The 18,881-nt window shown below is 69.5% G+C and carries 21 protein-coding genes and 2 riboswitches; of the genes, 12 read left to right on the forward strand and 9 right to left on the reverse strand.

The window, feature by feature from the left end; translation table 11 throughout:
- Nucleotides 1–2: 2 nt before the first annotated feature.
- Nucleotides 3–674, reverse strand: coding sequence for a hypothetical protein (locus AB0N66_RS37740; RefSeq protein ID WP_365443764.1), 672 nt, complete (start codon nucleotides 672–674; stop codon nucleotides 3–5).
- 123 nt (nucleotides 675–797) lie between these two features.
- On the reverse strand, nucleotides 798–1,028 hold the full coding sequence (locus AB0N66_RS37745; protein WP_365443767.1) for an aldo/keto reductase: 231 nt from the start codon (nucleotides 1,026–1,028) through the stop codon (nucleotides 798–800).
- A gap of 3 nt (nucleotides 1,029–1,031) precedes the next feature.
- Between AB0N66_RS37745 and AB0N66_RS37750 the strand changes: the two genes are divergently transcribed.
- Nucleotides 1,032–2,096, forward strand: a complete 1,065-nt coding sequence (locus AB0N66_RS37750) for an AbfB domain-containing protein (protein ID WP_365443770.1) — start codon at nucleotides 1,032–1,034, stop codon at nucleotides 2,094–2,096.
- Nucleotides 2,097–2,148: 52 nt separating this feature from the next.
- Here the strand turns inward: AB0N66_RS37750 and AB0N66_RS37755 are convergent, their stop codons facing one another.
- Nucleotides 2,149–2,535, reverse strand: a complete 387-nt coding sequence (locus AB0N66_RS37755) for a zinc ribbon domain-containing protein (RefSeq protein WP_365443772.1) — start codon at nucleotides 2,533–2,535, stop codon at nucleotides 2,149–2,151.
- A 116-nt stretch (nucleotides 2,536–2,651) separates the two neighbouring features.
- On the reverse strand, nucleotides 2,652–3,323 hold the full coding sequence (locus AB0N66_RS37760; protein WP_365443827.1) for a TetR family transcriptional regulator: 672 nt from the start codon (nucleotides 3,321–3,323) through the stop codon (nucleotides 2,652–2,654).
- A 414-nt stretch (nucleotides 3,324–3,737) separates the two neighbouring features.
- On the opposite strand from AB0N66_RS37760, the gene AB0N66_RS37765 reads away from it, so the two are divergent.
- Together AB0N66_RS37765 and AB0N66_RS37770 are read left to right on the forward strand one after the other, a co-directional pair.
- Entirely contained in the window at nucleotides 3,738–4,679 is a 942-nt protein-coding gene (locus AB0N66_RS37765) for an LAETG motif-containing sortase-dependent surface protein (RefSeq protein ID WP_365443775.1), read from the forward strand.
- A 206-nt stretch (nucleotides 4,680–4,885) separates the two neighbouring features.
- Nucleotides 4,886–5,608, forward strand: coding sequence for a transporter substrate-binding domain-containing protein (locus tag AB0N66_RS37770; RefSeq protein WP_365443778.1), 723 nt, complete (start codon nucleotides 4,886–4,888; stop codon nucleotides 5,606–5,608).
- On the opposite strand, the gene AB0N66_RS37775 is transcribed toward AB0N66_RS37770, so the two are convergent.
- Both AB0N66_RS37775 and AB0N66_RS37780 read right to left on the reverse strand, forming a co-directional pair.
- Complete coding sequence (locus AB0N66_RS37775; RefSeq protein WP_365443781.1) at nucleotides 5,603–5,980, reverse strand: luciferase family protein; 378 nt, start codon at nucleotides 5,978–5,980, stop codon at nucleotides 5,603–5,605. The genes AB0N66_RS37770 and AB0N66_RS37775 overlap by 6 nt on opposite strands.
- A 137-nt stretch (nucleotides 5,981–6,117) precedes the next feature.
- Nucleotides 6,118–6,798 carry a DUF6445 family protein gene (locus AB0N66_RS37780; protein ID WP_365443784.1) on the reverse strand — a complete coding sequence of 227 codons (681 nt, stop codon included), beginning with the start codon at nucleotides 6,796–6,798 and terminating at the stop codon, nucleotides 6,118–6,120.
- Nucleotides 6,799–6,989: 191 nt separating this feature from the next.
- Between AB0N66_RS37780 and rpmF the strand changes: the two genes are divergently transcribed.
- The 3 genes from rpmF to AB0N66_RS37795 all read left to right on the forward strand — a co-directional run bounded on the left by rpmF (nucleotide 6,990) and on the right by AB0N66_RS37795 (nucleotide 8,665).
- On the forward strand, nucleotides 6,990–7,160 hold the full coding sequence (rpmF, locus tag AB0N66_RS37785) for a 50S ribosomal protein L32 (RefSeq protein WP_365443787.1): 171 nt from the start codon (nucleotides 6,990–6,992) through the stop codon (nucleotides 7,158–7,160).
- Nucleotide 7,161: 1 nt separating this feature from the next.
- Entirely contained in the window at nucleotides 7,162–8,124 is a 963-nt protein-coding gene (locus AB0N66_RS37790) for an ATP-binding protein (protein WP_365443790.1), read from the forward strand.
- A 148-nt stretch (nucleotides 8,125–8,272) separates the two neighbouring features.
- Nucleotides 8,273–8,665 (forward strand): SCO5389 family protein, encoded by a 393-nt coding sequence (locus AB0N66_RS37795; protein ID WP_365443794.1) that lies wholly within the window; start codon nucleotides 8,273–8,275, stop codon nucleotides 8,663–8,665.
- A gap of 72 nt (nucleotides 8,666–8,737) precedes the next feature.
- Here AB0N66_RS37795 and AB0N66_RS37800 read toward each other — a convergent pair whose 3' ends face one another.
- Nucleotides 8,738–11,200: a SpoIIE family protein phosphatase gene (locus AB0N66_RS37800; protein ID WP_365443797.1), complete on the reverse strand. Its 2,463-nt coding sequence runs from the start codon at nucleotides 11,198–11,200 to the stop codon at nucleotides 8,738–8,740.
- 277 nt (nucleotides 11,201–11,477) lie between these two features.
- Here AB0N66_RS37800 and AB0N66_RS37805 point away from each other — a divergent pair, with 277 nt between their 5' ends.
- On the forward strand, nucleotides 11,478–12,170 hold the full coding sequence (locus AB0N66_RS37805; protein ID WP_365443800.1) for a peptidoglycan-binding protein: 693 nt from the start codon (nucleotides 11,478–11,480) through the stop codon (nucleotides 12,168–12,170).
- Nucleotides 12,171–12,189: 19 nt separating this feature from the next.
- Here AB0N66_RS37805 and AB0N66_RS37810 read toward each other — a convergent pair whose 3' ends face one another.
- On the reverse strand, nucleotides 12,190–12,969 hold the full coding sequence (locus tag AB0N66_RS37810) for a glutathione S-transferase C-terminal domain-containing protein (RefSeq protein ID WP_365443803.1): 780 nt from the start codon (nucleotides 12,967–12,969) through the stop codon (nucleotides 12,190–12,192).
- Nucleotides 12,970–13,061: 92 nt separating this feature from the next.
- Nucleotides 13,062–13,127: a putative leader peptide gene (locus tag AB0N66_RS37815; protein WP_365443830.1), complete on the reverse strand. Its 66-nt coding sequence runs from the start codon at nucleotides 13,125–13,127 to the stop codon at nucleotides 13,062–13,064.
- 36 nt (nucleotides 13,128–13,163) lie between these two features.
- Nucleotides 13,164–13,309, reverse strand: a riboswitch (SAM riboswitch).
- A gap of 216 nt (nucleotides 13,310–13,525) precedes the next feature.
- A riboswitch (SAM riboswitch) is annotated at nucleotides 13,526–13,639 on the forward strand.
- Nucleotides 13,640–13,686: 47 nt separating this feature from the next.
- Between AB0N66_RS37815 and AB0N66_RS37820 the strand changes: the two genes are divergently transcribed.
- The 5 genes from AB0N66_RS37820 to AB0N66_RS37840 all read left to right on the forward strand — a co-directional run bounded on the left by AB0N66_RS37820 (nucleotide 13,687) and on the right by AB0N66_RS37840 (nucleotide 18,840).
- Entirely contained in the window at nucleotides 13,687–13,803 is a 117-nt protein-coding gene (locus AB0N66_RS37820) for a putative leader peptide (RefSeq protein WP_365443806.1), read from the forward strand.
- A 76-nt stretch (nucleotides 13,804–13,879) separates the two neighbouring features.
- A complete protein-coding gene (locus AB0N66_RS37825; protein WP_365443809.1) occupies nucleotides 13,880–15,124 on the forward strand; it encodes an LLM class flavin-dependent oxidoreductase in 1,245 nt (414 codons plus the stop codon).
- A gap of 18 nt (nucleotides 15,125–15,142) precedes the next feature.
- Nucleotides 15,143–16,531 (forward strand): NtaA/DmoA family FMN-dependent monooxygenase, encoded by a 1,389-nt coding sequence (locus AB0N66_RS37830; RefSeq protein WP_365443812.1) that lies wholly within the window; start codon nucleotides 15,143–15,145, stop codon nucleotides 16,529–16,531.
- Nucleotides 16,528–17,697, forward strand: a complete 1,170-nt coding sequence (locus AB0N66_RS37835; RefSeq protein WP_365443815.1) for an LLM class flavin-dependent oxidoreductase — start codon at nucleotides 16,528–16,530, stop codon at nucleotides 17,695–17,697. Before AB0N66_RS37830 ends, AB0N66_RS37835 begins: the two co-directional genes overlap by 4 nt.
- Before the next feature lie 15 nt (nucleotides 17,698–17,712).
- Nucleotides 17,713–18,840, forward strand: a complete 1,128-nt coding sequence (locus AB0N66_RS37840) for an LLM class flavin-dependent oxidoreductase (protein ID WP_365443818.1) — start codon at nucleotides 17,713–17,715, stop codon at nucleotides 18,838–18,840.
- Nucleotides 18,841–18,881: the final 41 nt, after the last annotated feature.

Consider the following 18,881-nt stretch of genomic DNA (forward strand, 5'->3'; position numbering starts at 1 on the left):
TCCTAGGCGTAGAACGGCCCCGGAGTGCTCCAGGTCGTCCTGCCGAAGACGTTCGCGTCGTCGATGGAGATGTTCACGTCGGTGACCTTGAGGCCGTACTGGGTCGGGGTCATGCCGTCGGGGCAATTCACCTGTACGGCAGGGAAGTTGACGTAGAACTTCGGTCCCTCGTCCTCGGGGTAGTTGCGGTCCCACCACAGGATGTAGTTGCTGTCCGGATAGAAGTAGTTGTCCAGGAGCGGCTGTTGCTCGGTGCGGACGACGAAACTCGTGCCGTGGTCGAAGGTGCCGTCCGGGCGCAGGCAGCCGAAGGTGCGCGCGGTGTCGGCGTACGCGGCGAATCTGCCGCCCACGCTGCTGAGTCCGGCCAGATAGCCGGGCTGGTCGCGTACGTTGTGCAGGATGACGTCGAGCTTGAAGCCGCCGCAGCCCGGAGTCGCGTTGTAGTCGTGGTAGGTGACCAGGCACTTGCGGTCGCCGAAGTAGGCGGTGGGGTCCGGGTTGTAGGGCTGCGGCACCACAGCCCCGTAGAACTTCACGGTCGCCGAGATGCCTCCGTCGGTGGACGCCGGTATCCCGACACTCGTGGTGGCCCGGGCGGAGCCGGGTCCTCCCAGAACGAGAACGGCCCCCGCGAGGAACGCGAGGGCCAGTCTGCCCAGCACTCTGGGCACACGCTTGCTCCCCATGTGAAACTTCCCCCCTCGTGCACGTGGTGCACACTCACATGAATAGTGGCGGGTACACGCTAGCGACCCTTGAGCCACTCATCCGGCAAACGCCCCAACGCCCAGGAACTACGGCTGCTGCGGGAAGCGCTGATCGCTCCGGTAGCTCTGGATCCAGCTCGGGTAGGACGGCGGCAGGGCGCTCACCGTGTCGAGGTCGGCGAGGTCCTGCTCGGTGAGTTCCAGGTCGGTGGCGGCAAGGTTGTCGGCCAGCTGCTCCGGGCGGCGGGCCCCGATGATGGCGCTGGTGACACCCGGCTGGGTGAGCACCCAGGCAAGGGCGACACGGGCGGCGCTCACCTCGTGCCGGGCCGCGACCGCCTTGAGGACGTCGATGATGTCGTACGCCGACTCACGATCGACGGGCGGGAAGTCCAGGTGCAGCGGGTCAGGGAGCGGCTCGAATCCGCGCGGTCCGTGCTGAGGGCCCTCGCCGCCTCCCCGCGCTGCCTCGAACTGACCGCGGAGCTGGCCACTTGGGACGGACGGCCGTCCGCGCGGTGGCGCAAGCGTCTGTCACGCCATGTCCGCGAGTGCCCGCAGTGCCTGGTCAACACCTCTGACCTGATACCGGCGGAAGGGCTGCTGGGCGGACTCGCACTGGTGCCGGTGCCGATCGGGCTTGCCGGGCTGGTACTGGCCAAGCTGGGGCCCGCGGGTTCGGCCACGGCGGGCGGGGCGGCGGCGCATGGTCCGGGTGGAGCGGGTCGGGTGTCCCGGTCGCTCCGCAAACTGGCGGCCAAGCCGGTGGCGGCGGTGACCGCGGGCGCGGTGGTGCTCGCGGGCGGTGGCGTGGCTTGGTACACCTCCGGGGGTTCCGAGGCGCCTGCACGAGAACCCGCCGCTGTTGCTCCGGCACCGGCTGCGGCGTCGTCCGCTCCGCCCACGCCCGAGGCGACGCCGCCCCCCACGCCTACACCCACCGCCGCCACGCCGCTTTCGGGGCGTCATGCCCTGCGGTCGGTCGATGTCCCCGGCCGCTATGTCAGCGAGTCCGGCGCCCTCGGCGCCCTGCTTCCGGTCGGCTCGAACAGTTCCGCGTCCGTCCGGGAAGGCGCCACCTTCACCTTCGTCGCAGGGCTCGCCGACTCCCGCTGCTATTCGCTCGTGGACGCCGCGGGCAGATATGTGCGCCACTACGCCTTCCGTATCCGGCTCGCGGCCAACGACGGATCCGACATCTTCCAGAAGGACGCCACCTTCTGCGCCCGCTCCGGCTCCGCCGACGGGTCGGTCTCGCTGGAGTCTTACAACTACCCAGGCCGCTACCTTCGCCACCGCGACAACCTCGAACTGTGGCTGGACCCCGCGGAGGACACCGCCGCGTATCGCGCCGGCAGATCCTTTGTCGTCGTCGCCCCTTGGTGACTGGCGCGGCAGTTCGGCCGGCCCCCGGGGCAGATGGCCCGCCCGCAAGCCGTCAACTCCAGGCGCGACAGGGGGCGTCGACGATCTGGAACACCGGCTGCCGGCGTATCGCGTCCTGGGCGGTGGCGAGTTGGACCCGGTCTCCGCTGTGGATGCCGACGGGCAGGCCCATCACCCTGCCCTGCACGGTGAATCCCTCCGTCATCTCGACGAGGGATACGTTGCGCGCCGCTGGGGTGTTGCGATGGATCACGGTCGAGTGGCGCACGATTCCCGCGCCCGCGCTCGCTTCGGTCCGCAGGTCGCTGCCCGCGCAGACCGGGCAGAGGAGCCGTTGGTACATCGCGGTGCCGCACCAGTGGCAGCGCTGGAAGAGGAGCGCGTTCTGGGCCGGAGTCTCGTTCGGTGTCGAGTCGACGCCCGCGGCGATGAGGTACACGATGTCGTCTCCCTGCGCTCGGCCGGAACCTGAAGTGCTCGGGTCCGCCCCGGCACGAGCCACAGAATATGACACTGAGTGCTGTCAGTAAAGGCACTCGGTACCCTCGCGTTGGGTCAGTTCTGCCCGAGCGTGGACTCGATCTCCTGAACGACGCGCCACATGGGCGCCCCGCGCCGGGAGATGACGACAATCACGTCCTCCTCCTGCTCCTCGGCGGCCGAGTCGTCCAGCGGGCCGCCGAAGGTGGTGCGTACGTACCCGAGCGCATGATCCACCGCCGCGCTCGCGTCGCCCCGTCCATCCGCGCGCAGCCAGGAACGCAGGGCGTTGTTGTGCGCGGCGGCCACGGCCGCGGCCGCGACGTCGGCGCGCAGAGCGCCGTCCCGTCGGCCGGCGAAGCGCCGGTGGAGATACTCGGCCATGGCCCGTTCGTAGCGCCAGACGACCGACAACTCGTATGCGCGCAGGCCGGGGACCTTCTTGGTGAGGCGGTACCGCTGAACGGAGAACGTCGGGTTCTCGGCGTACATCCGCAGCACGAGCCGAACGGCGTCGCACACCCGCTGTACCGGGTCGTCCTCGTCGGTCCCGTCGTGCAGGAAGGCCGTCATGTCGGCGAGGCACCGCTCGTGGTCGGGGAAGACCACGTCCTCCTTGGAGGGGAAGTAGCGGAAGAATGAGCGTCGGCCGACTCCGGCGAGCGCCACGATGTCGTCGACCGTGGTCTGCTCGTAGCCGCGTTCGAGGAAGAGCTGGAACGCTGCCGCCACCAGGGCGTCCCGCATGGGCGGCTTCGCGGTCGTCGACTCTGCGGTCTCGCGGGGCGGGGCTCCGTCGTTCATGAACGGGAAAGTAGCATCCAAGCGGACGGAATGGCACCCAGTGCGCATGTGTGAGGGAACTGAGTGCCTTGAGTGAGTGTGGGGCTTTCCCTTCCGTCCTCCCGCTCACGGTCCCTCCGTCGGGCCTCCGGACTAAAGAATTCCTCATGTGCCCAGAATGTGACGAGACGTGAAGTCCTCGTGCATTCAGCGAGGTTGACAGCCTCCACGGGCTGATCGACTATGTGGTTGACCTGTGGCCCATGTGACCAGTGCGCCCAGTGTTTCTTCGACCACTCACCCCCGGTGTGGCCCCAGGCTGCTTCGCGCTGCCGTGCTGCTGTCGACCGGGTCCTGCAACATCAAGATGGGATCTGCATGTCCATAGCGAGACGTGTCACCCTCCGCTGTCTGCTGGGGACGGGCGCGGTGGCGCTCGCCCTTTCGGCGTCGACGACTGGCGCCTGGGCCACCGGTACCCCCGGTGGCGACGGCTGGGACAAGACCGGCAGCGACTACAAGCCCGGGAAGGGCGCGGGCACCAAGACCGAGACCGATCGGTGCCAGTTCTCCCTGGACGGGACGAACTTCTACGACTCGGTCCGTGTCGACGACCAGACCCTCAAGCCCACCGACGACGGCAAGGTCCACATCAAGGTCCGCACCGCCGGTGACGCCGCGACCTGCACCGCCTCGCTCGCCTCGTACCGCGCCCACGGCGCCACCTTCAACACCTCCGGCGAACAGGTCTTCCACGACTTCGACACCGTCACGGTGAAGCCGGGCGGCACGGACTCCCTCGACATCGCGGTGCCCGACGTCGGCTGCTTCGCGCAGGTCGACCTCTACCGTGGCGCCGTCAAGTTCGACGGCGACTTCGATGCGAACGACGGCTTCGAGCACGGTGACCTGCCCAAGGGTCCGGACCGTCCGGTCATCAAGGACAAGCTGATCGCGGCGTGGAACGGCGGCACGAAGGACTGCACGACGCAGCAGCCGAGCACCCCGGCGACGCCTCCGGCCTCGACGCCCCCGGCTTCGACCCCTGCCGCCTCTTCGCCGCCTGCCTCGACGCCGGCCACGCCGACCGAGCCGGCGCCCGCCGAATCGACCACTTCGGCGACCCCGTCGGAGTCCGAGTCGACCACGCCCGCCGCCCCGTCGCCCAACGGTGGCGGATCCACCGCGCCCGGCGACCTCGCGGAGACCGGTGGCGGCAACACCCTGCCGATCGCCGCCGGCGCCGCGGCCCTCCTCGCGGCCGGTGCCGCGATCACCGTCGTCACCCGTCGCCGACGCGCTCCGGGCACCCGCGCCTGACGCAGGGCGTCCCGAGCCTCGACGGCTCTGAAGGGCCCCGGCACTCATTCTGTACGTGAGTGCCGGGGCCTTTCGCGTGCTCAAGCCTCCTTGGCCGTCGACCGAGCGTGGCTCCCTGGACGTTGGACCCGGTTGTCGTCGAGCTCGATGACCTTGCCGGGTGGGCCGCTGACGCCGGCCAGGAGGCGTGTCCTAAACTCGCGCTCATGACGATCCTGACCGCCGCCCTCGCCAAGGACCTGGCTCCCCAGCGCGTGCTGCGGGCGTCGATCAACCTGGGCAATCCGGTCCTCGCCCAGGGCACACCGACCGCGCCGACGGGCGTGACCGTCGACATCGCGCGTGAGGTCGGTGCCCGGCTGGACGTGCCGGTGGAGCTCGTCTGCTTCGACGCGGCACGGAAGTCGTTCGACGCGCTGCGGACGGGCCGGGCCGACCTGTGCTTCCTGGCCATCGAACCCGTACGGGAGGCCGAAGTCGCCTTCACCGCGCCGTACGTCGTGATCGACGGCGTGTACGCCGTGCCCCGTCACTCGGACCTCACCACGGTCGCCGACGTCGACCGCGCGGGCGTACGTATCGGCGTGCAGCGCGGGTCCGCCTACGACCTCTTCCTCTCCCGCACGCTTGAGCACGCGAGCGTGGTGCGCGGTGAGGACGGGGTCGACGAATTCCGTGCCCAGGGCATCGAGGTCGCCGCCGGGATTCGGCAGCCGTTGACGGAGTATGTCGCGGCGCATCCCGAACTCCGGCTGATCGAGGGCCGGTTCATGCAGATCCGGCAGGCGGTGGGCACGACGCCGACCCGTCGGCCCGAGACCGTGCAGTTCCTGCGCGATCTCGTCGAGGAACTCAAGGCCGACGGATTCATCGCCGACGCCCTGCGCCGCGCGAACCAGTCGGACGCCCTGCTCGCCCCGCCCCTATAGAGGCAGTGCCATGCCGCGGTGCTCAGTGCACCCCGGCAACGGCGTAGCGCCCGGAGTCGGCCACGACTGGTGGGCATGGAGAGCGAAGCTCACCAGGGTCAGAAGAAGGTCGATGTCCGAGTCGACTTCCAGATGTATCGTCACCCAGTGCGAACCGGGCACCATACGGACCGCGGCCACGTCCTTCAGATAGTCCTCGGAACGACGGATGGCCGGGGCTGTGAGATGCAGGTCGACGTCCTGTTCCGAATGGAAGTGGACGATCTCGGCTTGCTCCGAGCGCAGCGCCCGCCCCGTACCGCAGCTCGGCAGGGTCTCAGCCAGGTCCGGCCAATTCGCCAGTCGCGCCATGGCGCGCAGGGCCAACGTCATGGCTACATCATGACCCGCTCACCGGCCGGCCACCAGAATTTGGGAAACCCGTAACTGGTATGTATGACCCGAATATCCGGGCATCGTCTCGGAGTTCGAGCGAGCCGGGACCTCCTCCCGCCATGTGCATGTCATGTTCATGCCATCCAGAAGAAGACCGCCGTCATCCGCTTGTCCTCGATGGTGGAGCCGCAGTAGTCGGTGGCGGTGTGTATCAGGTTGGCGTTGTAGGCGAGCAGTCGGTTGTACCGGTGGGGTACACGTATGTCCTCGACGAAGGAGTCCGGCGGGACGAAGCGCGTACCCAGTGCGTCGATCAGGTTGTTGTGCGGCGCGGCCACCATGTTGCCGCCCAGCCGGCCGCCGGGCAGGCTCTGTCGATAGAAGCTGGTGCCGCAGTCCTTGGGGGCGGTGGGGTTGAGATAGAGCACCGCGGCATAGCGGCACAGCGAGCGGGAATCGGTGTGCGGGCGCGGCTCTCCCTCGCCCTTGCCCACCACCTGGATGCAGTTGTGGTTGAGGGTGCCCCCGGAGGGCGTGCTCTGCAGCCACAGCTCCCGCGCTCCGGTGGCTTTCTTCACCAGCCGTTCCACGCGGGACAGTTCCGCCGGCGCGAGCCCGGGCATCGTGCGAAGGCCGGGCCAGCTCTCCGAGGTGTAGGGATGGCCCTTGACCCAGTCGTCCTTGGTGAGGCAGCGGGCCCGGACGGCATCCACGTCGGGCAGTACGTCGTCGAATACCCAGTAGTCCCGGTCGCGGGTGGGTTTCCGGTAGGGGAGGACCGGGAGCACCGGCGTTCTCTGAGGTTGTGGGGGCATGCGGGAGACGTTATAGAGGCGAGAGTCAGTGATCTCCTGCGTTTTGGTCAATCTTCCGTCAACTCGGGCCGTCCGCAAAGGAGTCAGGGTGCGGGGTCCCCCGACGCCGTGTCCTGCGAGTTCGGCTTGGTGATGGGATCCATTTTCATGTAGCGTGGGCTTTGCCAGCCCACCCATCACAGGAGACCGACATGGCTGTCCCCAAGCGGAAGATGTCCCGCAGCAACACCCGCCACCGCCGCGCACAGTGGAAGGCCGCCCCGGTGCAGCTCGTCCCTGTCACCGTCGACGGCTCGTCGTACCTCGTACCGCAGCGGCTCGCCAAGGCGTACGAGCGCGGGCTGCTGCGTCCGGAGGGCTGACGTGCGTGCTGCCTTCGTAGGGAAGGGCGGCAGCGGCAAGACCACGCTGTCGGCCCTCTTCGCCCGCCACCTCGCGCACTCCGGAGTGCCCCTCGTCGCCATCGACGGCGACATCAACCAGCATCTGGCGCAGGCCCTCGGCCTCGACGACGACGAATCCGTCACCGCGCCGCCCCTCAGCGCACGGCTGGGTGAGATCAAGGACTTCCTGCGCGGCGGCAACTCGCGCATCACCTCACGCGAGGCCATGATCAAGACCACCCCGCCGGGACGGGGATCGCGCCTGCTGAGGCTCCTCGGTGACGACGCCGTGCACTCCCACCACATCCAGGACGTGGCCGGCGTACCCCTGATGGTCACGGGCGAGTTCGACGAGGGCGATCTCGGAGTGGCCTGCTACCACTCCAAGCTCGGAGCCGTCGAGCTCTACCTCAACCATCTCGTCGACGGACCCGGTGAGTACGTCGTTGTCGACATGACCGCCGGGGCGGACGCCTTCGCCTCCGGCCTCTTCACACGGTTCGACATGACCTTCCTGGTCGCCGAGCCCACCCGCAAAGGCGTCTCGGTCTATCGCCAATACCGCGACCACGCAGAGGAGTTCGGGATCCCGGTAGCGGTGATCGGCAACAAGGTCACCGGTGAGGACGACGTACTGTTCCTCAAAGAACACGTCGGCGACGACCTCCTGACGTACTTTCAGCACTCCTCCTGGGTCCGAGCCCGTGAACAGGGCCGCCCTCAGGGCGACCTGGAGCCGCACAACCTCCACGCCCTGAGCCTGCTACGGACCGCACTTGACGCCCGGACCAAGGATTGGACGGCTTTCCAGGAGCACGCCGTCTACTTCCACCTTCGCAACGCCGCGGCCTGGGCCGACCGGGCCACCGGCAGCGACCTCTCCGCACAGATCGACCCCGGCTTCCGGCACGGCCCGGCCGCCCTCGCGTCGAACCCCGCCTGAGCGGGCGAAGAAGCGCCAGAACACGGCGAAGAAGCGCCTGCACAGGCCCTGCGGCGCGGCAGCACACGGCCCACGAAGCGGTCGTACACCGTCCGCCGACCCGTCACCGCGCACCACCCGAACCAGCTAGCGACAGGACTGCCCTTTCATGTCACTCGACGTCTCCCCGAAGCTGCTCGCCGAAGCCGAACGGGGTCAGGTCCGCGAACAGGACTTCGTGGAAACCGTCCGTACGTCCCTGCCGTACGCCTACGACCTCGTCGCCGGCCTGGTCGGTGAACTCCGCAACGGAGCAGGGGAGTTCGCCGACAACCACACCCCGCCGCCCTCGGATAAGGAGCGCGGGCAGCTGCTTCGGGCGCTGGCCAGTGATGCGATCCGCTCCAGCCTGGAGAGGCACTTCGGCGTGACCCTCGCCTTCATGAACTGCCACCGCGTCGCCGTCTTCCGCCCCGAGGCACGGGGTGGCGAGACCCACACCCGGTTCACCTCGCTGCGCTCCCAGATCCTCAACCAGTCACCCGAGTTCCGCGACTGCTGAGCCGTCAGGTGCGGGCGGGTGCCGTTCGGCGGAGCGGCCCCGCCCCGCATACGTCATCCCCGCCCGAATACGTCAGACCACCGGTTCCGTGAGGGACTGCTCCGCCCAGATGATCTTCCCCTCGTCGGTGTAGCGGGTGCCCCAGCGCTGGGTGAACTGGGAGATCAGGAACAGACCGCGGCCCCCCTCGTCGGTCGTCTTGGGATGGCGCAGGTGCGGTGCTGTCGCGCCGCCGTCGAAGACCTCGCAGATCAGCGCCTGGTCGGTGATCAGCCGCAGCCGGACCGGGCCGGAGGCGTGCCGGATGGCGTTGGTGACGAGTTCGCTCACGACCAGCTCGGTGGTGAAGGCCAGCTCGTCCAGGCCCCAGGTGTGCAGCTGCTGCGTGGTCGACTTGCGGGCCGTCGCGACGACGGCGGGGTCAATGGGCAGATCCCAGGTCGCTACCCGCTCGGTGCCCAGCCGACGGGTGCGGGCCATCAGCAGCGCCACGTCGTCGTACGGACGCGTCGGCACGAGATCGTCCACGATGCGGCGGCACAGTCCGTCCAGCGGCTGTCCGTGTGCCTCCAGCGCGCGGCGCAGCCGCTCCCGGCCCGCCTCCGGGTCACGTCCCGTACGGAGTGTGGAGATCAGACCGTCGGTGTGCAGCGCCAGCACACTGCCTTCGGCGAGGGTCAACTGGACCGATTCGAAGGGCAGACCCCCCACCCCCAGGGCGGGGCCGCGGGGGAGGTCGGCGAACGTGACCGTTCCGTCGGGGGTGACGATCGCAGGCGTGGGATGGCCCGCGCCCGCCATCGAACACTGCCCGTTCACCGGGTCGTACACCACATACAGACAGCTGGCGCCGACCGCCTGCATGCCGCTCGTACGGTCGTCGGCCCCGGTGCCCTCCTCCCGGGCGGCGCGACTGACCAGGTCGTCCAGGTGGGCCAGCACCTCTTCCGGCGTCAGGTCCAGGTCGGCGAGGGTCTGTACGGCGGCCCGCAGCCGCCCCATGGCCGCGGCACCGTCGATACCGTGGCCGACCACCTCGCCCACCACCAGGGCCACCCGCGCCCCGGAAAGCGGAATCACGTCGTACCAGTCCCCGGCGAGACCGGTCAGTTCGTCCGCGGGCCGGTAGCAGGCCGCGACTTCCACCGCGTCCTGGTCGGGGAAGCGATGGGGGAGCAGATTGCGCTGCAGCACGAGGGCCGCGTCGCGTTCGCGGGTGTAGCGGCGGGCGTTGTCGACGCACAGGGCTGCCCGGCCGACGAACTCCTCGGCCAGGCCGAGATCGTCCTCGTCGAAAGGATCCTGGCGGCTGCGCCGGAAGAACGTGGTGATGCCCAGAGTGACGCCGCGGGCGCGGATGGGCACGATCATCACGCTGTGCAGCCCGAGATCGAGGAAGGAGGCGGCCCGGCTCCCGGGGGCGCTCGTGGTCCACTCCCTGGCCTGCGGATCCAGCCGCTCCTCGCGCCAGGACTCGCCGTCCGTCAGACATCTGATCGGGGGAGACCCCGCCCTGTAGGACGCCACTTCGCCGATCTCGACAGCGGTTTCCGGGACCCCACCCTGCACCGACCGATGCCCGGCGCGCCGCAGCGGCACCGTGTCCGCGTCGCTCCGTGGACCGGGGGCCGGCTCCCCGCCCTTGAGTACGGATTCCAGCAGGTCCACGGCGACGAAGTCGGCCAGCCCCGGCACGGCGACATCGGCCAGTTCCTGCGCGGTCTGCATGACGTCCAGGCTGCGGCCGATGTGCTCGCCGGCCCGGTCGAGCAGCGCCAGCCGCCGTCGGGCGCGGTAGCTCTCGCCGATGTCGACGACGGTGTAGTAGACACCTATCGGGTTACCGTCGTCGTCCTCCAAACGGATGAACGACATGGCGTGCGACGTCTCGCGGTGCGGCGCGGAGCGTACGCGGCCCACGTGCTCGTAGGCGACCACCGGCTCGCCGGTCGCCAGCACCCTGAGCATCTGCGCCTCGATCCGCTCCGCGTCGAGGCCCGGCTGCACATCGGCGAGCCGTCGACCCAGGCGTTGCGGGGCCGGGTCTCCGCCGAACTGCTCCAGCGCTTCGTTCGACCACACGTACCGCAGGTCCGTGTCCACGATCGCCATGCCCACCGGGGAACCGGCGGTGATCCGCTCCAGCAACGAGCGGCTCATGTGCCAGCCGGGGCCGTCGGCCAGGTCGGCGAGCAGCACCACCCAGCGTGCCGGGCCTTCGCTCGGCCGTAGGGGGACCGCCCGCACCATCAGCTTCAGCGGGTGCCCGTCCCGGTGGAGCGCGGACAGCAGGCCCGCCCAGCCGCCGTCACCGCTGCACCCCTCGGCCAGCTCCGGGAGCCGTGCCGCGTCCTCGGGAATCAGCAGGTCGGCGGCGAGCCGTCCCAGTGCCTCGCCGGCCGGGTATCCCAGCAGCCGTTCGGCGTCCGCGGGCCAGCTGGTCACCGTCATACGGGCGTCGAGCAGCAGTGGCACGGCGTCCGCCATGTCGAGGCGCTGCCGGGCCGGCACATCCCGTTCCTTGCTCGTACCCACCGCGACCCTCTCCGCTTCCCGAAGGTGGTCTTACCCCCTTGCACCCATTCTTCACGTTGTACGACTGTCGCGCGGGCGCTGGCTCGTCGCACGGCGGGATGTGCGGAAGACGGCCAGAACTACGGACAGTGACCAGAACGGGTGACGTTCCGCGTTTGCGCGTAGTTCTTCCGTCCGGCGACGACGAGGTCGTCGGCGTCGGTTGAACTCCCGTGCCGGTGCCTCCGTATCTCTCCACGGGGATGGCGGGAGACCGCGCGCACGGAAGGAGAGCAGTGTGTCGATACCGCCCGAAGGTGAGCAGCCTGTGCGCCGCCCGGCGCTCGTACCCACCTACGTCCAGCAACGCCGCCGGACGGAGGCCCTCGCGGAACTGGTGAGGGAGTTCCGTGAGGATCAGCAGGGTGTCGGCCCGGACGAAGGCTATGAGTCGATCAGATTATCGTCGGCGCACCAGGGTGAGACTGAGGAGCTGCCGCCCACCATAGCCGGCGAGAACTATGCCGCCGGCGGGGAGACGAGGCCCGCAACACCGCCCGGGCCTGAACTCGGCCATGCGCACGGACACGCCACGGGCCCGCGCCGAGCCGCGGTTGTCGGCGCGGTGGCGGCGGCCGCGCTGACCGGATTCGCCCTGGCAATGCTGCTGCCCGGGAGTGACGGTGACGGCGGACCACAGGCCGGCGCCGTCCCCTCCGCCACGGCACCCGTCGACCAGGCCCCCTCCGGTGCCGCCGACCCGGACGGCACCGGCACCCTCCGGGAGGGAGACAGCGGCCCCGATGTGACGGAGCTCCAGGAACGGCTGCTCGATATCCCGGACGTGTACGAGAGCGGCGCCACGAGCGGCACCTACGACCCCACGCTCACCGTGGCCGTGGCCCGCTTCCAGCTGTGGTACGGGATCCGGGGCGACGAGACGGGCGTCTACGGCAACGACACCCGGGCCGCCCTGGAATCCCGTACGTGACGAGCATTCCTGCTTGCGGCTACAGCTGTCGTTGGAAGGCCGGGTGGGCGTCGAGACGTCGCACATAGTCCTGGAGGAGTGCGTATGAGGAGAGGTCGTGCTCCGCTTCGAGCTGGACGAGGGCGACCCAGAGGTCCACATCCGCCGCGGTCAGTTCCTTGCCCAACGCGTAGGGACCAGACGCGAGTTGACGGTTCAGCAGGTCGAGAGCCGCCGACCGTTCCGCCGACGGCGCACTCGGCGTGACATCACGGTCGAGGAGGTCGCGCAGGGCGTCGATGTCCGCCGCGAGTTCCGACGGGCGGAGCGGGGAGTGACAGGATCCGGCCCGGTCGGCGAAGAGGTCGCCGAGATCGCGCAGGATGTCCGGCGTGTGGTTGCTGACGACGCGTCCGCTCCACCGGTCGCACAGCGCGGGGGCGGTCAGCGGACCGTCGTAGTGGTGCCAGGTGGCCTCGTACGCCCCGCGCAGTGAGACGAACGCGGAGGGGGTGTCGGCGGGGAGCGCCAGGAGTGTGGTGGCGACCGAGTCCTTGAGACCCAGCAGGCCGTGGGTGATGGAGACCCGCAGCGAGAGGGGACAATGCGCGGACAGATACAACTCGTACCGGTGCGGCGCCGGGTAGAAGCCGCCGGCGAGACCGACTCCGATACGGCTGCGGAAGCGGTGCGGGCGTGCGGACGGTGTCGCGGTGATCCGGGGGTGAGGGACCGCGTCAAGTGAGCCGGGGACGCACGGAGTTGAGGTACATGTGCTGGAGGTACCGGTGTTTGAGGCGTGCGAGATTGTCTCGGACATGACTCTCCATGGGATGGGGAGGCCACGGCCACCTTGTGGGCACCGCGGCGGAACGGAGTGACTGCGCTACGTACCGGTCCGGATCGCTCGGACTAGTAGGCGCTGGAGACACGCAACAAATCGATGTGCAGGCGCCTCGTCAAACCGCTGTTGGCCATTCCCACCTGTCCCACACTCGGGGCTCGCGAGACGCGAGACCACGCTTGTCCCGCCGCACCGGCGGAACCCGGTCGTCACCCGGGGCACCCCGTCGCGGTGGAAGGGTTGCCTGCCAGCGAGCCGGGGCTGTTGACCTCACGGACAGGAAGAACCTGCCCGAAGGGCGCTGACAATCGTGACCGTCCCCGTCAGTGTCGGTGCGCTCCGTGAGGCCGTCAAGAAGGCCTGCGGCGCAGTCTCACCAGGTGGTCATCCGGCGTGCATCAGGCCGAACGGGCAGCGCGGAACAGATTGCGCGGCCCGGTGGTTGTCCCTGCTGAGGACGCATTGCGATGTGAGAACGAGCATGATCCCTGGGCATTGCGCACCGCTGTGGCCTCCCGTAACGTCCCCAGCAGGTTATGAGCGTCAGCGTCAAGCCCTGGCTTGCTGACCGGCAACCCTCCTCCGCGGCGGGGTGCTCCAGGTGACGACCAGGCGGTACCCGCCCCGGGTTCCGCAAGCGCGATGCCGGCGCGGCCTCCAGCCCGCCGAGCCGGAAGGGCGGAGGTGACGGACATGCAGACCGTGCCCCGTCTTCTTGTCCTGGTTCTCGCCCCGCGCCCTCGCGTGCACCTGTACTCCCGGCCGCACATCGACCTTCAGCGCGTGGCCGGCGCGCTCTGTCGTCCCTGACCTGTCACCCCGCCGCCGCACCCTCTCAGTCGAGGCCCGGCGATCTCATACGGTCGATCAGGAAGGCACCCCTTTCGTGTCCTCGTCAACGTCGTCGCCCTCTTCCTCTTCTTCTCCCGCCGCACTGCACCTGGCTGTCGCCCTCGACGGCGCGGGCTGGCACCCGGCCGCCTGGCGGGAACCGGTGTCCCGCCCCCACGATCTGTTCACCGCCTCGTACTGGACCGACCTGATCACCGAGGCCGAGCGCGGCCTGCTCGACTTCGTGACCATCGAGGACGGGCTCGGTCCGCAGTCCGCGCGACTCAGCGAACCGGACGCACGCACCGACCAGGTACGCGGCCGACTCGACGCCGTCCTCATCGCCGCCCGCGTCGCACCGCTGACCAGCCACATAGGGCTGGTGCCGACCGTAGTGGCCACACATACAGAGCCCTTCCATATATCCAAGGCCATCGCCACTCTCGACTATGTGAGCACCGGCCGCGCGGGCGTGCGGGTGCAGGCGTCCGCGCGGCGATACGAGGCCGCTCACTTCGGCCGCCGTACGTTCCCGGAGCTCCGTATCGAAGACCTGGAAACCCCGGCCCTGCAGGAGTTGATCGTCGATCTCTTCGACGAGGTCAGCGACTACGTCGAGGCGGTGCGCCGGCTGTGGGACAGCTGGGAGGACGACGCGGAGATCCGGGACGTCGCCACCGGCCGCTTCGTCGACCGCGACAAACTCCACTACATCGACTTCGAGGGCAAGCACTTCAGTGTCAAGGGCCCCTCGATCACGCCCCGTCCGCCGCAGGGTCAGCCCCTGGTCACCGCGCTGGCCCATGGGTCCGCGGGGGGCGCGCCGTTCCGGCTGCTCGGTCGCAGCGCCGACATCGGATACGTCACTCCGCACGACGTCGAGGAGGCGCGTGCCATCATCGCCGCGGTCCGCACCGAACAGGAGGCGGCCGGGCGCGCCGAGGAGCCGCTGAACCTCTTCGGTGACCTGGTGGTGTTCCTGGACAACGACCCCACCGCCGCGGTGGACCGGCGAGAGCGTCTCGACGCCCTCGCGGGCTATCCGTACACCAGCGACGCACGGGTGTTCACCGGCACCCCCGTACAACTGGCCGACCTTCTGCAGGAGTTGCAGCAGTCCGGGCTGACCGGCTTCCGGCTGCGTCCTGCCGTCGCCGGCCACGACCTCCCGGCGATCACCCAGGGTCTGGTCCCCGAACTCCAGCGCCGCAACGCCTTCCGGCACTCGTACGAGGCCGACACCCTGCGCGGGCTGCTGGGGCTCGCCCGCCCCGCCAACCGCTACGCCGCCCACGTCTGAGCCGGAGGGACCTCACTCATGAGCAAGTCAACGGACAAGCCGCTCAAGCAGATCCACCTCGCGGCGCATTTCCCCGGCGTCAACAACACCACCGTGTGGAGCGACCCCGCGGCCGGCAGCCACATCGAGTTCAGCTCCTTCGCGCACTTCGCGCGGACCGCCGAACGCGCCAAGTTCGACTTCCTGTTCCTCGCCGAAGGCCTGCGGCTGCGCGAACAGGGCGGCAAGATCTACGACTTGGACGTCGTCGGACGGCCCGACACCTTCACCATCCTCACCGCACTCGCCGCCGTCACCGAGCATCTCGGCCTGACCGGCACCATCAACTCCACGTTCAACGAGCCCTATGAGGTGGCCCGTCAGTTCGCGAGCCTCGACCACCTCTCCGGCGGGCGAGCCGCCTGGAACGTCGTCACCTCCTGGGACGCCTTCACCGGTGAGAACTTCCGCCGCGGCGGCTTCCTCCCGCAGGACGAGCGGTACTCCCGGGCCAAGGAGTTCCTGGCCACCACCAACGAACTGTTCGACTCCTGGCACAGGGACGAGATCGTCGCCGACCAGGGGAGCGGCACCTTCCTGCGGGACGCGAAGGCCGGCGCATTCGTGCACAAGGGGCAGCACTTCGACATCGAGGGGCAGTTCAATGTGCCGCGCAGCCCGCAGGGCCGCCCGGTCATCTTCCAGGCCGGAGACTCCGACGAAGGACGCGAGTTCGCCGCCGCCGGCGCGGACGCGATCTTCAGCCGGTACAGCACCCTCAAGGAGGGGCAGGCGTTCTACACGGACGTCAAGGGGCGCCTGGCCCGGCACGGCCGCACCCACGACCAGCTGCTGATCCTGCCCGCCGCCACCTTCGTCCTCGGTGACACGGACGCCGAGGCGGAGGAGATCTCCCGCGCGGTGCGGCGCCAACAGGTCAGCGGCGCCACCGCCATCAAGCACCTCGAGTTCGTCTGGAACCGCGACCTGTCCGCGTACGACCCGGACGGCCCGCTTCCCGACATCGACCCGGACCCGGGCGAGCACACCATCGCCCGAGGGCGTGCCCAGGTACGGATGTACCGCGACCCGCTGGCCACCGCCCGCGAGTGGCGGGAGCGCGCGGCCGCCAACAAGTGGTCCATCCGCGACCTCGTCATCGAGACCGGCAACCGTCAGTCGTTCGTCGGCTCCCCGGCCACCATCGCCGAGACCATCAACGACTTCGTCCAGGCGGACGCCAGCGACGGCTTCATCCTCGTCCCGCACATCACTCCGGGCGGCCTCGACGGCTTCGCCGACACCGTCGTCCCGCTGCTCCAGGAACGCGGCGTCTTCCGCACGGAGTACGAGGGCACGACCCTGCGCGACCACCTCGGCCTGGCCCACCCCGACGCCGACGCGCCTGCCGAGCGGGTCGCATCATGAAGTTCCTCGCCATCACCCTGATCGTGCACGCGCCGGACCCGGTGACCGGCGTGCGGAAACCGACCAACGCGCGTTTTCGCGAGGTCATCGACAACGCGCTGCTCGCCGAGGAGTTGGGCTTCGACGGCTTCGGCGTGGGGGAGCGGCACGAGCGGCCGTTCATCTCCTCCTCGCCGCCCGTCGTACTCAGCCACATCGCGGCGCTCACCTCCCGGATCCGCCTGTTCACGGCGGTCACCACGCTCAGCCTCCTGGACCCGGTGCGCGCGTACGAGGACTACGCGACGCTGGACCATCTGTCCGGCGGACGGCTGGAGTTGATCATCGGCAAGGGCAACGGCACCGCTCAGCGGGAGCTGTTCCACGTCACGCCCGAGGACCAGTGGGACCGTAACGCCGAGGGCTACGAGGTGTTCCGGCAGATCTGGCGGCAGGACAAGGTGACCGCCGCGACCCGCTTCCGCCCCGAGCTGAACGAGGCCGAGGTGTGGCCCCGGCCGTTCCAGCAGCCAATCCGGGTCTGGCACGGCAGCGCGACCAGCAAGGAGTCGGTGGACCTCGCCGCCCGCTACGGCGACCCGCTGTTCTCGGCGAACGTCACCAACCCCATAGAGCCGTATGCCGAGTTGATCCGCTACTACCGGGAGCGGTGGGAGCACTACGGTCACGACCCGGCCCGGATCGCGGTCGGTGCCGGGTCGGCGGGCTACCTCGCGGCGCGTACGTCGCAGGAGGCGATAGCCGCCTACCGGCCGGTCTTCGAGGGGCAGTTGGCGTTCCAGAAGAGGCTGGGCCTGGAGCCGGTGTTCCTGACCCTGGAGGACTTCGTGGAGCGCAGCTCGGCGCTGATCGGCAGTCCGCAGCAGGTGATCGAGAAGGTGCACCGCTACCACGAGCAGTTCGGGCACACCGTGCAGCATCTGCAAGCCGACGCGAACGGGCTGACCGGAGCCCAGCACCGCGCCTCCCTCGAACTCTTCCAGTCCGACATCGCGCCCGTGCTGCGGCGGGAGATTCCTGATCCGCCGTTCGCGTGGGGCCCGGTGTTCGCCGAGCCGTCGGAGGCCACGAGCGACCCGTCGGCAGCCACGGGCGAGCCGCCGGTCACGAGTACACCCGAGCCCGAATCCGCGTCCGACTCCGTATCCGCGCACGCAGACCGCTGAGGAGCACCCGTTCTCATGTCCGACATCCCCCTCGGCGTCCTCGACCTCATCCCCATCTCGTCCGGCTCCACCGCGACCGAGGCGCTGCGCAACTCCATCGACCTGGCCCAGCGGGCGGAGCAGTTCGGGTACGCCCGCTACTGGTTCGCCGAGCACCATCTCAACCCGGGCGTGGCCGGCACCTCACCGGCGGTCGTCCTCGCCCTGACCGCCTCCGCGACCTCGACGATCCGGCTCGGCTCCGGTGCCGTACAGCTCGGTCACCGCACCGCCCTCTCCACGGTCGAGGAGTTCGGACTGATCGACGCGCTGCACCCCGGGCGCCTCGATCTGGGGCTCGGCCGTTCCGGCGGTCGCCCGCCGGGAGGGCCCGCCGCGCCGCTGCCGACGGCCACCCCGGTCGTCGACGGCCGTACCCCGAACGGGCTGCGGATCCCACCGAGGTTCTCCTTCGAGTTTCTGCTCGGCTCACCCCGCATCGCGCTCCAGCGCACGCTGCTCCAGCAGCCGAACGCCGAGTCGCAGGACTACGGCGAACAGATCGACGACATCCTCGCGCTGCTGGCGGGCACATACCGCTCCGCGGACGGCGTCGAGGCGCACGTCGTCCCGGGCGAGGGCGCCGACGTACAGCTGTGGATCCTGGGCAGCAGCGGCGGACAGAGCGCCGACGTCGCGGGCCGCAACGGCCTGCGGTTCGCGGCGAACTACCACGTCAGCCCGGGGACGGTGCTGGAGGCGGCGGAGGGGTATCGGGCGGCGTTCCAGCCGTCCGAGGTACTCGACAAGCCGTACGTCAGCGTCTCCGCGGACGTCGTCGTCGCCGAGGACGACGGCACCGCCCGCGAACTCGCCACCGGCTATGGCGCGTGGGTCCGCAGCATTCGTACGGCCGAGGGCGCCATCGAGTTCCCGACCCCGGAGGAAGCGCGCGCCCACGTCTGGACCGACATCGACCGGTCGCTCGTCCAGGACCGCCTCGACACCCAGTTCGTCGGCTCCCCGGCCAAGGTCGCCGACCGGCTGGAGCAACTCCAAGAGGCAACCGGCGCGGACGAGTTGCTGATCACCACCATCACCCACGGCCATGCCGACCGGGTGCGCTCCTACGAGCTGCTGGCCGAGGAGTGGCGGCGCAGGTGACACGGCCCGCACACGGCGTCGGCCCGTCCGCTGGACGGGCC

Source organism: Streptomyces sp. NPDC093544 (assembly GCF_040683495.1).
In the GTDB taxonomy this organism is placed as follows: domain Bacteria; phylum Actinomycetota; class Actinomycetes; order Streptomycetales; family Streptomycetaceae; genus Streptomyces.